Annotated in this window: 7 protein-coding genes; all 7 read left to right on the forward strand. The window is 62.7% G+C overall.

The features are described from left to right. Nucleotides 1–32: 32 nt before the first annotated feature. Nucleotides 33–7,856: a TIGR02597 family protein gene (locus ACKVY0_RS20360; RefSeq protein WP_409216681.1), complete on the forward strand. Its 7,824-nt coding sequence runs from the start codon at nucleotides 33–35 to the stop codon at nucleotides 7,854–7,856. 50 nt (nucleotides 7,857–7,906) lie between these two features. Then, on the forward strand, nucleotides 7,907–8,629 hold the full coding sequence (locus ACKVY0_RS20365; RefSeq protein ID WP_409216682.1) for a PEP-CTERM sorting domain-containing protein: 723 nt from the start codon (nucleotides 7,907–7,909) through the stop codon (nucleotides 8,627–8,629). Between the two features lie 38 nt (nucleotides 8,630–8,667). Further along, on the forward strand, nucleotides 8,668–10,299 hold the full coding sequence (locus ACKVY0_RS20370; protein ID WP_409216683.1) for a lipopolysaccharide biosynthesis protein: 1,632 nt from the start codon (nucleotides 8,668–8,670) through the stop codon (nucleotides 10,297–10,299). A gap of 49 nt (nucleotides 10,300–10,348) precedes the next feature. Further along, complete coding sequence (locus ACKVY0_RS20375) at nucleotides 10,349–11,590, forward strand: glycosyltransferase family 4 protein (RefSeq protein ID WP_409216684.1); 1,242 nt, start codon at nucleotides 10,349–10,351, stop codon at nucleotides 11,588–11,590. A gap of 1 nt (nucleotide 11,591) precedes the next feature. Then, the gene (locus tag ACKVY0_RS20380) at nucleotides 11,592–12,392 is read left to right on the forward strand and encodes a DUF2334 domain-containing protein (protein WP_409216685.1); all 801 of its coding nucleotides are present in this window, start codon (nucleotides 11,592–11,594) and stop codon (nucleotides 12,390–12,392) included. After that, nucleotides 12,389–13,261, forward strand: coding sequence for a glycosyltransferase family 2 protein (locus ACKVY0_RS20385; protein WP_409216686.1), 873 nt, complete (start codon nucleotides 12,389–12,391; stop codon nucleotides 13,259–13,261). The genes ACKVY0_RS20380 and ACKVY0_RS20385 overlap by 4 nt, the downstream gene beginning before the upstream one ends. Further along, on the forward strand, nucleotides 13,258–13,773 hold a 516-nt coding region (locus ACKVY0_RS20390), incomplete at its 3' end, for a glycosyltransferase (RefSeq protein ID WP_409216687.1). The genes ACKVY0_RS20385 and ACKVY0_RS20390, both read left to right, overlap by 4 nt.

Below are 13,773 nucleotides of genomic sequence, written 5' to 3' on the forward strand. Positions count from 1 at the left end.
ACCAAAGTTCTTGGTTCACGAATTTCGCGCCTATGACCCCCAAGTCTCTTTTCATTGCCCTTAGTCTGCTGCTGTTGCTCCTCCCGAACCAGGCGGCGGCACAAACCGGCCCCTACAATGATGCCTACACTTACAGCGACAGCTTTACCGACAACGGCGGCGTCGATCTCGCGGCAACGACTGGCTTAACGAACTTCGGCGGCTATCTGGGTGCCACCGCGACGAACGCGACTGCCGTTTCAGGAGTTTTTACGCTGCAACAGCCCAGCGGCGGGACGTTCACACGCTGGACTTTCGCGGATGTGGAGCTGGGGCAGCTCAACAACGTCAGCGCCAACACGCTGGAAGTGCTCAGCAGCACGGGACAGGTGCTGCTCACGCGGAATAATCTCACCAGCGGCTTCAACAGCATCGACCTGACCGGGGTTCCCGCCACGAACGTGAGCCTCAAGCTGCGCTGGACGGTCACGCACACCGGCACGCCTGGGGTTGGCGGCGTCGCGGGTGCCAGACTGCTCTCCTGGCGTGCGGTGGGAGAGTCGGAGGGCATCACGCAGTTCAGCATCACGCCGGCGGCGGCCACGGTGAATTCCGGCAGCACCATCAACTTCAACATCAGCATTGCCTCCAATGGCGCGGTGAGCAAAGCGCCCGTGGTCAGGTTTTCACTCACCGACATCAATGGCCTGGATGCCCTGGGCAATGCCGTGGCGCCAGATGATGGCCTGGCCCAGGATGCGGAAGCGGATTACGGCAGCGGCATCCGCAAGTACCGCCCGCTGACCCTCGTCTCGGCGGCCAATGCGCCAGCAGGTGAGCAGGCCGTCGGCCCGGCAGCGGGAGCGGTGAGCGGCGAGCTGGTGTGGACGCTGGCGGATCTGCCCAGCGGCTTCAATGGCACGATCCCCGTGACGCTGCAGGTGCCCAAGGGCTACATCAATGGCAAGACCATCGCCGCCCGTGCGCGTCTGGAGCATGGCCTCGCGCCAGCGGCGGCAGTCACCGGTGTCAGCGGGCGCAGCACCCGCACACAAACATCCGTGACAGTGCCGGTGGTCTCCGTGCAGGGCTTTACCCAATACCGCACCTCCACTCCGGCCAACGTGCTCCCCGGCGCGACGGGTATCGTGCAACAGGTCGGCTTTTACAATCCGCTCGAAGGCAGTGCCAATGCGGGCGATGCGGAAGAAGTCACGGTGACGCTGCAGGCGTATCACGGCACGGCTGCACCGATCTTCAAAGCGCTGAGCACCACCACCTATGGCAGCGCAACCGATTACCCGGTGGAGATCACCTCCCAGCCCAATGCAGTGAACGCGGCAATCACCAGCCCGATCGTGATCAACTTTCACCGCATCTCCTACGCCAGCTACACCAGCCGGGCCTCGCTCACCTTTGACATCCCCTCTGCGGCGACCAACGGACAGACCGTCACCACGCAGATTCAGTATGCAGGGAGCACGCCGCCGATCGCGGTGAACTCCAGCATCACGACGAACATCAGCATCCTCACGCTGCGCCATTTTTCGACCTATTACACGCACCGCAACATGACCGGCACTGAGTTTACCGGCGGACCGTGGCCAGGGCCGCCGGAGTATTACATCGACACGGGATCACTGCGTGCGGGGGAGTATTTCTCCAGTTGGCTGCCGTCCGGTCAGGCAGGTTCCCATACGGTGAATCTGGATCACAGTTACACTGCGGTGACGGTCCCTGCGGGGGTCGAATTCCTCGGCTGGAGCAACAAAGGTTCCATCACCCGTGCCTATAAGGACAGCACCGGCACCGCCCCGCTGCCGAACGAGGCTGGCTTCGACCACAACGCTGTGTCGCCACATCCGGCATGGAAGCCGATTACGGTGAGAAACCTCATCCCTGCTGAATGGTTCACCCCGGTGCCCGATGATGACGATCCCAACGCACTCGTCGGCGGTGGTGGACGCATGCTCATCATCAAAGACAATGACCGTGCCGGGTCCGGCCACCAAGCCACGGCACAGTGGCGCATGGCCGATGGCACCTCGGGCGTGCCGGAGCGGGAAGAAGGCACCGCCTTTGAAATGATCCGCAGTCATAACTGGACCTATGAGACCTTTACCAATCCTGCCGGCGCACTGCACGATGCGGGCGAATCCGCCGGCATGACGATCTACAAAGAAAGCCGCAGCTTCCCGAAGGTGGCCGCCCAAGCGGCGCAAATCGCGTATCAAGCCGGCAGCAGCGTGCAGATCGACATCGTGCCGGGGAACCGCAACCTCGCGAGCCAGTATGTGGACGGCCGCTGGGTGGTGAACTTTTTCAGCATGCGCGATCAGATCGATCTCGGTGCGGTCACCGGCCAGGTCATCACCGAGGGTTATAGCGTGCCTGAAGAGCAGGAAGTCACCGGCATTATTTTTCATCCGCCAGATCCAGTGGCAGCAGCAGCAGCCACCAGCGCGGATGATCCAGCTTGCATGGCCTGGTGGGAAATCCCAACCGGCATCCAGCCGCCGAATGGCTGGGGCCAGCGTCTCAGCGGTGTGCAGGACGCCGACAACATTGTCGATATCTACCGACTGCGGCTCACCGCACCGATCAAAAACACCGTCCCGGCCGGCACCCAGCTTACCTTTGTGGCGGAAGCACGGCGCAATGACCTCTCCGCCCGCGGTGCTGACAATGCCGTGTCGGCCGCAAGGCACAGTCCATCCAATTACACCGCCACCACCAGCGTCACCGTGCTGGAGGCCGCTTCGGTCATCGCGGCGGCCTCCGGTCCATCCGTCTGGCCGACCAACTCCGCGCTTACTTTCGTCAGCACCGCGACGAACAACGGCAACGCACCAGCGAATGGTTACTACCTCGTCATGCGCGTCCCCGCCAATGGCAGCGGCGGCAGCCAGTTCACCCCGGATTATCTCAAGGCTTACACCAGCCAGTCGGCGGACGATGTGATCGTGGAAGCGTCAGTTGATGCCACCGCTTTTTCAGCACCTCTCAGCGCCACATGGACCGCCGTCACACTCCAGGCCACGGACCGCAGTGGTTACCTCGCGGAGAGCACGACGAACCTGCCTGCAAACACCACGGCCCTGCGCTTGCGGCGCAATCCGGCCAGCACTCAAGGCTTTCAAATCAACAACCAGAGCAGTCTTGCCCTCAATGTCTTCATCCCGGACCAACCCGCGCTTGAAGGCTTGAATCTCTACGTCCGCGCACTCTCCGGCACCAGCTCCACGCTCGGCGGCACCTCCAACACCTCGCTGGTGGAGTCTGCGGATACCATCACCCAGATCGGCAGCAATGTCAGCCTCCTGGTGTCGAAAAGCTTTGTCGTGGATCACACCCGTGCCGGTTTTGTGAAATGGATCCTGCAGTACCGCAATGCCTCCGGCTCCGCCGCAGAAAATGTGGAGGTCGTGGATACCATCCCTGACCTGATGTTCTACGAAGGCCTGGCCGCACCGCTCACGGATGGCCAGAGTCCCGAAGATGACGGCACGCCCCTCTACCCCAACGATGATGGCAGCGGCGGCCTGCTGCGCTTTACCATCGCCTCCCTGGCACCGGATGACGGCAACCCCGCCAGTGGTGACGACCAGGGCACGCTGGAAATCTGGACACGCATGAACAGCGACGTCGAGGATGGCGTCGCCATCGCAAACAATCTCTACGCCAGCGTCAGCGGCGGCATCGGCGCGACCACGAGTCATAACGTCAGCACCTCCCAGCTCAACCCTGGCATCTGGCAAACCTTCACTCCAGAACGCACGGGAGACTCCCCCTCGGTCAATGGTGGCGACATTATCCACTACTGGATCGAAGTGGGCAACGATGCCCCGGTGCCACAATACATGCGCGTCTATGATGCGCTGCCAGAGCAACTCGATTTCGTGCCCGGCTCACTCCTCGTCAATTTTGCTTCGGCTGGCGACCATAACTTCAGCGGCGATGTGCTCGACTTCACCGCACCAGACACCACCGCTCCAGGCACTTTCATTGTCTTCCAGTTCGACGCCCGCGTGCGCCCCGGCTACCCCGCAGGCACGGTCATTACCAACCAGGCGGTCTTCACGCCCACCTACAATTTGCAGAATCCTGACGCCTACACGACGGCCAAAGCGACCGTCGCCGCGACCGTGACATACATCAGAGACTACCGCGTGCTGACCACCGCCGACAGCGGCCCAGGTTCACTGCGTGATATCATCCTGCATGCCAACGCCTCCCCAGAACCCAAGACCATCACCTTTCAAATCCCTTCGAACATGCTCACCGACGGTGTCGCTGTCATCACACCACTCACGCCGCTACCAGCCATCACTACGCCGGTGTTTATCGACGGCACCACGCAGTCAACCTTGGGTGGCAACACCAACGACATCACGCTCGGCTCTGGTGGCACCGTCGGCACGGGGGCTGACGGCATCGAGAACAGCAGTGATGAATTCGATCTGCCGCAGCTCAACGGCCCGGAAGTGGAAATCGCCGACACGCACGACATCAACGGCAGCGGTCTGCAGATCCGCAGCAGCAGCGTCACCATTCAAGGGCTGGCGATCCACGGCTTCGAGCAGGACATCGACCTCGCCACTGCCGAAGGCTCCCCCCTCGCCGACATCCTCATCGAAGGCAACGTGCTCGGCACCAGCGCCACCAACTTCACCACCGCACCAACCAGCGGTGCCAGCAGCAACGGCATCCTGCTCAGCGCCGGCACCGACGACGTGAGCAATCTCATCATCCGGCGCAACTTGATCGGCTTCGTCAGCTCTAGCGGCATCCTCATCGATTCCGGCAGCCCCACCCAGCCGACCACGCAAAGCATCACCATCGAAGAAAACGAAATCCAAGCCGCCGGCTACCGCGGCATCTCCTTCCGTGAAGTCTTGGACGGCATCCCACCGTCCGGCACTTTCCTGGTGCAGCATAATTTGACGTATGGCAGCAGCGAGGGCGGCATCGTCGCCGGTTATCCGCAGCAGTCAGGTGGCAGTCCCGGCAGCCTCACCACGACCATCACCGAAAACACCAGCCGCAACAACGGCGGCGGCATCGGCTCCAGCAACGGCGGCTTCGGCACCGAGGTCAGTCACAACATCATCCGCGCCAACCTCCATCTGGGTGTCTTCCTGCAGTTTGATGCGGCCACTTATCTGCCGCCGTCCAGCTTCAGGCTCACGCAGAACAGCATCTCCGGCAGCGGTGACAAAGGCATCTTCCTCAACGGTGAAGGTGGTGCCGCCACCGACGGGGCCGTCAATGACGGCATCAAGTCCAGCGACCAGCCCAACCACGGCATGGACTACCCCGTCATCACCAGCGTCGCGATCTCCGACAATGTCATCACGCTCAGCGGCTACGTCGGCAACGATCCCGCTGGCAGCGCCACCTTTGCCGACACCAGCGTCGAACTTTTCGCCGCTGACACCGCACCCGCCAGTGCCGCGCGCAACGGCCCCGTGCTGCTCGGTGACGCCTACAACGCGACTCACGGTGAAGGCCGCGTCTATCTCGGCACTCTCACCACCAACGCCAGCGGCCTCTTCTCCGGCACCATCACCCCCAGCGCAGCGGCCCTCTTCGCCTGGCAGGACTTCATCGGCCATCAGCTCAGCACCGCCGACCCCATCACCGCCACCGCCATCGACAGCGACGGCAACACCTCCGAATTCGGCCCCAACTGGAGCGACTTCGACAGCGACGGCACGCAAGACTGGGCCGATTCTGACGCCGATGACGATGGCATCGACAACCTCAGCGAAGACAACGGCAACATCGACACCGACAGCGACGGTTACGCCGACATGCTCGATCTCGACAGCGATAACGACGGCATCGCTGACAGTTACGAACGTGGCGGCAGTTCCGGCCTCGCCGACACCGATGCCGACTTCGTTCCCGACTTCCGCGATCTCGACAGCGACAATGACGGCCTCAACGACGTGCGCGAAGCCGGTGGCACCGACAGCGATGGCAACGGCCGCCATGACATCGCCACCGTGCTCACGCCGCCCGACAGCGATGATGACGGCGCCCCCGATTTTCTGGATCTCGACAGTGATACCGACACCCTCAGTGACCTCTTTGAAAGCGGCCAGCCAGGCATGCTCGACACCGATGACAATGGCGTCGCTGAAGGCAGCGACCTTGATGGCGACGGCATCATCTCCAGCGTTGATGGCGACGACACCATCCCAGGTGACCACGACGATCCACCACCGGTGGATACCGACACCCCCGCCGACCTCATCGCTGATTACCTCGACATCGACAGCGACAACAACGGCATCAATGACATCAACGACATCGGCCACGGCATCTGGGACACCGATGGCGACGGTCGCATCACCAGCGCCGACATTCCCGCCAGCAATGCCACCGACGCCGACCACGACGGCGTCCCCGCCGTCATCGACATGAATGACGCCCAGTTCGGCGGTCTTACCAGTCCCTATCCCGTCAACCTCAACGCCTGGCAGTTCATCCAACGCTTCGTCGGTGCTGGCGACACGCCCCATAGCAACCTCGACGGCGATCTCTACGACGATCTGCTGGAGTTTGCCCTGGGCCTTGCCCCCACCAACGGCGCCCCCATCAGCTTCCGTCATCTCGCCGCCCCTGCCGTGCCACAAATCACTGAGCAAGGTGATGGCAGCGTCAATTTCAGCTTCATCCGCCCCGTCGGCCTGCGTGACCTCACCTACAATCTCGAAGTCACCAGCTCACTCCTGGATTCCGCTTCCTGGACCCCTTCATCCCAAAGCCCCAGCATCCTCGACAATAATGACGGCACCGAAACCGTCCTCTTTGCGGACGTCAGCAGCCATCCGGGCACCAGCGCCGACCTCGGCTTCACCCGTCTCGCCGTCAGTCACACGCCCTCTGGCAATTCCTCGCGCACCCTGCCCATCGGCTGGAGCCGTCACAGCATGGCAGGCAAACTCCAGACCTATGCGGCGAATTTTCTGCGCCCTACAATCGGCAGCGGACAGATCAGCGCCGTTGACACCAACACCCTCACGCTCACCAGCCCCCTGCTGGATGGCACACTCGATCCCGCCCACCCCACCTACCTCGAAATCATCGACGGCACCGAGCAGGGCCACCGCTTTGACATCGACCTCGACAACAGTGGTTATATCACTCTCACCATTGTGCTCACCGCCAGCAGCAACACCAGCACCACCCTCCCAGCGGGTCTCGTCGGTGCGCGCTTCGTCCTGCGCCAGCATCAGTTGCTTGGCACACTGCTGCCCGTATCACAATTCCCCTCCGGCGGCCTCAGCAGCGGCACCAGTGACCAGGTTCTCATCTGGAACGGCACCGGCTATGACACCTACTACCATCTCAGCGACGGTGCCGGCACTGCCTTCTGGGCCAAAGTCGGGGACAACACCTTCACCAACCGCGACGGCACCATCATCCCTCCTGGCACCGGCCTCTTTGCCAAACACTACCTTGCCGGCAGCACCACCACCGTGCGCCTCCTCGGTGAAGTCCGTGCCAACGGCCTGCGGCTCTCCCTGCAGCATGGGGACAACCTCATCGCCACCGGCTTCCCCATTCCCCTGGCACCGCAGCATCTCCAGTTCCAGCGCAGCAACGGCTTCATGGGCTCACTCAGTTCGCAGACTGCCGATCAGATCAACATTTGGAGAGGCGACGATGCCGCCAACACCCCCGGCTACACCAGTTACTTCCTCGCTCACGACGGTGGTCAAAACAATAACGAGCAATGGATTCGCATGGGAGACAACCAGTTCGCCAACCAAAACAGCAGCGCTCTCTTCGGCCATGGTCGCGCCGTCTTCCTGCGGAGACGCGGCACCGCCAGCGTCCAGTTCATTCCGTGCCCATGGACTCCTTGACCACTACACCTCATCACTGCCGCTCGCTCGCCACTCCACCCGCTGTTCCCATGCACCACCACCCCCACCGCATCCTCCTCTCCCTCATGCTGCTGTTCCTGCTCCAGGGCCTCAGTCACGGCCAGACCATCAACTGGGGCAGCACCGCCTCCACCAGCAGCGCTGGCAACAAGCACCTGCTCAGCGATGGCAGCACCATGAACGGCGGCTTCACTTTCCAGATTGGCTACTTCAACTCCGGTTTTGTCGCCGACTCTCCCCTCACCTGGGAGCCAAACTGGCGTGTCTATAATGACAGCACCAGTGGCGGCGTTGAGGGCGAGGCGCTCTTCAACCTCCTCAGCGGTTTTTTTGGCTATAACTTCTCCGGCAGCACCACCATCACCGACAACAGTTTCCAAGGCCACCAAGGCTACATCTTCGGCTACAACAGCCTAGCGAGCATCGGCACTTCCGGCGGCGAAAGCCTCCTCGTCACCGACAGCAGTTGGCTCTTCCCCACCGTCGGCGACAACGTCGCGCTCGACTGGACCATCGACACCGCCAGCACCGTCGTCTGGGGTGCCATTGACCAAAACGTCGCGCAACTAGGCAGCGAAATCATCGGCGGCGGCAGCCGTTCCTTCCTCGCCCCAGAGGACAGTTATCATCTCCAGACCGCCTCCTTCGCCACCGTCCCTGAACCAGGCAGCGCCCTCCTGCTGCTCACCGCCGCCATGCTCCTCGTTCGTCGGCCGGCGCGTGGTCGCCATTCATCCCGCCCCCAGCTCTGAGGCTTGTTGAACAACCGCTGCCACCCTCCTCATTCCCGATGAATTACACCGAAGTCAAAAGCCGCATCTGGAGCAATGCGCTCTCCAACTACCTCCGCACCTTCATCGGCATCGTCGTCGGCCTCATCACCTTCCGCCTGCTGTACCAGGCGCTGCCCAAAGAGTCCTTCGGCTTCTGGTCCCTGCTCTGGAGCGTCTTCGGCTACGGCATCCTGCTCGACTTCGGCTTCGGCTTCGCCGCGCAGAAGCGTGTCGCCGAACTCTCCGTCTCGCGTGATTGGAACAAGCTCAGCCAGGTGCTCAGCACGATCCTGTTCTTCTATCTCGGCATCGCTGCCGTTTTGGCCGGCACCGTGGCGCTCGGCTCTCATCACATCATCCGCTGGTTTGATGTCTCACCGGCCAATCACGACGAGTTCCGCCTCGCGCTCATCGTTTTCTTCGCCGCCATCGGTCTCGCCTTCCCGCTCGGCATCTTCCCGGAAATCCTGCGCGGTCAGCAGCGCATCCGTCTCGCCAACAACATCACCACGCTCGCCATGCTCATGCGTCTCGGCGTCATCGCCTGGGCCGTGCATGCCGGGTGGAGCTTCATGAGCATCATGCTCGTCGCGTTGTTCTTCGCCCTCGCCCCGGATCTGGTCTGCGCGTTGTTCGCGCTGCGTCACATGCCCGAAGTGAAGCTGCGCCTCTCGCTGTTCTCACGCTCCATCATGCGCGAGACGATGGCCTTCTCCATCTTCGCCTACATCAGCACCGCCACGAACATCGTGCTCGGCAAAACCGATCAGCTTGTGCTCGGTGCCACACTTTCCGTCGCCGCCGTCGCGCTGTATCAAGCCGGGGCCAAAGTCGCCGAAGTCTTCGCGCAATTCACCAAGCAACTGCAAGACACGCTCTCTCCCGCCGCTGCTCATCTGCATGCCATCGGCGATCACGCCGCATTACGCGATCTCCTGCAACGCGGCACGCGTTGGAGCGCCCTCATCGCCACCCCGCTCTATGTGTTGTGCGCCTTCCAGTTGGAGCCGCTGCTTCGCGTCCTCACCGGCGATGCCGTCATCGCACAAGAGACCTTCCTCGTCGCGCAGGTGCTGTTGTTCTGGTTTTACACCACCACGCTCACCCACAGCGTCAGCAAGCGCATCTACATGATGACCGGCCATGAGCGCCGCCTCATGTGGCTCGGCATCGGTGAAGCCGTTGCCAATCTCGCCATCAGCATCACGCTCGTGCTCATTTTCCGCAGCGTCATCAGCGTCGCCGTCGGTTCGCTCATTCCCACGCTCATCTTCGGCTGGTTCGTGCTGTGGCCGTGGATGGCCCGCGACGCTGACATGAGTTCATGGCGGCTCATCCGGCAAACCTTGCTGCCCGCCTGGCTCGCCTGCATTCCCGCCGCGCTCGTGCTCGCCGCACCGCATTGGCTGCCCGCGTTGCAAACCAGCAACGAGTGGCTGCAAATCCTCGCGCACGGCAGCGTCGGTGGTGTCGTGGCCGCGCTCTGCGTCTGGCGCTTCGCCCTGCACCCAGACGAACGCGCCTCACTCCTCGCCCGCATCCCCTGTTGCCGCCGTAGCTCGGCTCGCCAGAGCCGAGTTCTTCGTGCATCGCCAACACCAGAGCCATCCACACTCCCAGAACTCGCCTCTGGAGAGGCAAGCTACTAACCACCGTCGTCTGAGCATTCGTCATTCTGATTTCGTCATTCGTCATTTTATGCACACCGCCCATATCCTGCGCAAATACGACCCGCTCGCCTGGGGCGGCACTGAAACCGCCGTGCTGCGCCTCCTCAGCGGTCTCAAAGACCATGGCGTCAACGGCAGCATCCACTGTCCTGACACCGTCCTAGCTCCGGCGGACGATCCCCTGCGCTGCGCTGCACGCGCCTGGCGTCCCTACCGCCCCATCCTGCCCGTCAGCCGCATCTCACCGCAGCAGCGGGACCAGTTGTTCGCCTGGGGCGGCAACCTCTTCTCCTTCGACCTGCTCTGGCATCTGCTACGTGACGAACCCATTCACGTCATCCACTCCCATGCCCTGAACCGCCTCGCCGGCATCGGCCTGCTCGCTGCGCGCATTCGTCGCGTGCCCTTCGTCGTCACGCTGCACGGTGGTTCACTCGATCTGCCCGCCTCAGCGCATGCACAACTCACCGCCCCGCTCAAAGGCGGCTTCGAGTGGGGCAAAGCCCTCGGCTGGCTCGTGCAATCACGTCATGTTCTCGAAAAAGCCGACGCCATCATCACCTGCAACCCGCGTGAGGCTGAACTCCTCCGCGTCCGTTACCCACAGCAGCGCGTCATCGTCGAGCCGCACTGCGTCCCTGCGGAACGTTACGCCACCGACTGCCGCGCCGCTGCACTCCGTGCCTATCCACAACTCCAAGGTCGTGCGGTCCTGCTCAAGCTCGCCCGCCTCGATCCCGTCAAAAACCAACGATGGCTCATCACTGAATTGCCACGCTTGGTCCGCGACAATCCGCATACGATGCTCGTCCTCGCTGGCTCCAGCACCAATCCGGAGTGCGAAGCCCAGATCGTCAACGAAATCACCCGCCTTGGCCTCCAGCAGCATGTCCTGCTCACGGGTGCCATCACCCCCGGCAGCGATGAACTCATCGGCCTGCTCCAACTCGCTGACGCGATGCTGCTCTCCTCCGTCGCTGAGCCCTTCGGCATCGTCATTCTCGAAGCCTGGGCCGCCGGCACCCCCGTCGTCTCCTCCCGCACCTCTGGCCCCGCCTCATTGCTCCGCCACGGTGACAACGGCTGCCTCTACGATCTCGCAGCCCCTGATTCATTTCACACCGCGCTCCAGCTCGCCCGCGACCAGCGTGCCGCCATCACCGCCACCGCGCGCACCGAGGTCTTGGACCAGTTCAGCCTCGCCGCCGCCGCCCGCCGCATGAAGTCCCTCTACCGCGACCTCATCCACTTCAAAACAACCTCCGCCTGACATGCAAACAGTCATTCTGCGCGACGACGACACCTGCGCCCTCACCCCGGTGCATCTGCTCGAATATCTGTACCGCCCCTGGCTCGCCCGCGGCCTGCCCGTGAACCTCGCCACCATTCCGAACGTGAACATCCGTGCCACCTGGCGCGACGGCACGCCCGAAGGTTTCCGTCTCGGCCAAAACTTCACCGGGGGGAGGCAGCACTTCTCCATCGCCGAAAACGGTGAGCTGCTCGAATACCTGCGCCACAATCCAGGCATCAGTGTCGCGCATCATGGCTGGGCCCATGATTACATGGAGTTCGCCAGCGGTGACCAGGCGCATCTGGGCGGTCTGCTTGATGCCGGCCGCGAGCATTTCATCCATGCCGGCATCCCCGCGCCGCGCACCTTCGTCGCCCCCTATGATCAGCTCTCACGCGGCGGTCATGCCGCCGTCGCCACACGCTTCGATGTTTTCAGTACCGGCTGGTACGAACCGAAGCGCCTGCCCCGCCCATGGCTGCCGCGCTATGCACTCAAAAAACTGCGCGGCCAGACCCACTGGCGCCAGGGGGGGCTCAAACTGCTCACCCATCCCGGCTGCATCCTCTCGCACCAGCGCGATCCCAGGAGCATCCTCAGATTCGTCCAGCGCACCGTGCGCTCCCAGCCCCTCACCGTGCTCGTCACCCACTGGTGGGAGTACTTTCACCTCGGCGTCGAAAACAAACCCTTCATCCAAGCCCTGCACGACACCGCCGCCTGGCTCGCCGATCAGCCGGACATCCGCGTCATCCGCTTCTCCGACCTTGAATCATGAGTGCTCCTCTCGTCAGCATCGTCATGCGTTCCTACAACGAGGCCTGGGCGCTCAAGGACACGCTTCCCGCACTCGCCGCGCAGGATTACTCGAACACCGAACTCATCGTCATCGACAGCGGCAGCACTGACGGCTCGCAGGACTTGATTCGCGCCGCGCAGCCCGCGCACTTCATCCAAATCACCCCGCAGGACTACAATCCCAGCCGCGTGATGAATCACGGCATGCGCCTCGCGCGTGCGGAGCGCGTAATCTTCCTCAACGCCGACGCCACACCGCAAAACCCGCACTGGTTGCGTCCGCTCGCCGAATCTCTCGCCGATGCCAACGTCGCCGCCTGTTTTGGCCGCCAGATCCCACGTCCCGACTGCCAGGCCGTCTTCGCCTGCGACTACGACCGCTGCTTCGGCCCGCAGCGTGAATCCGTGAAGTGGGACCACTTCTTCAGCATGGTCAGCAGCGGCCTGCGCCAAGACATCTGGCAGCAGCGTGGCTTCCGCGAAGACCTGCAATACGCCGAAGACGACGAATACACCCGCTGGTGCCGCAGTCAGGGTTACGCGGTGCATTACGTCCCCGACTCCATCGTCATGCACAGCCACAACTACACGCCGCAGCAGAGCTACAAGCGTTCGTTCGGTGATGCGCGTGCCATCGGCAAAGCCTGGCAAGGAGCAGCTGAACTGCGCTGGTTCAAAACCGTGCTGCTCGGCTGGCTCAGCGATGTGCGGCATGACCTGCGCTGGTGTGCAAACAACCAACGCCTGCGCGAACTCGCCCACGCCATGCACATCCGCTGGCAGCAGCGCTGTGCAAAGCTCGCCGGCTTTCGTCATGGTTGGAACGAACAGCACGGGGCCGCCGCATGAAAATCCTCGTCCTCACCAATCTCTACCCGCCGCACTACATCGGCGGCTACGAACTGCGCTGTGCCGCGATCACCGAGGCGCTGCGCTCACGCGGGCATGACGTGCGCGTGCTGACCTCCAATCACGGCTCGGGACAGTCGGAGCCGCCCGTGGAGCGTTCCTTGCGCATCCACGGCTACTACGGTCATCCATGGCTTGGCCTGCGGAAATTGAAACAACTCGAACTGCACAACAACCGCACGCTGCGCCACGCCATCGCCACGTTTCAGCCCGATGTCGTCCATGTCTGGTGCATGGGCGGCCTCTCGAAATCCTTTTGCCTCACCTTGCAGCAGCTCAACGTGCCTGCGGTTTATGATGTGAGCGACCACTGGGTGCTGCGCAGCCTCGCAGCCGATGTGTGGCTCGATTGGTGGAATCGAATTGGCGGCTCGCTTGCCTCACGCCTTCAACGCACCCTTTGGACGCTGCTCGGCATTCGCAAACGCTGTGATGCCATCGCACCCACGCAT

The sequence above is a fragment of the Prosthecobacter sp. genome (genome assembly GCF_046154365.1).
Taxonomy (GTDB): domain Bacteria; phylum Verrucomicrobiota; class Verrucomicrobiia; order Verrucomicrobiales; family Verrucomicrobiaceae; genus Prosthecobacter.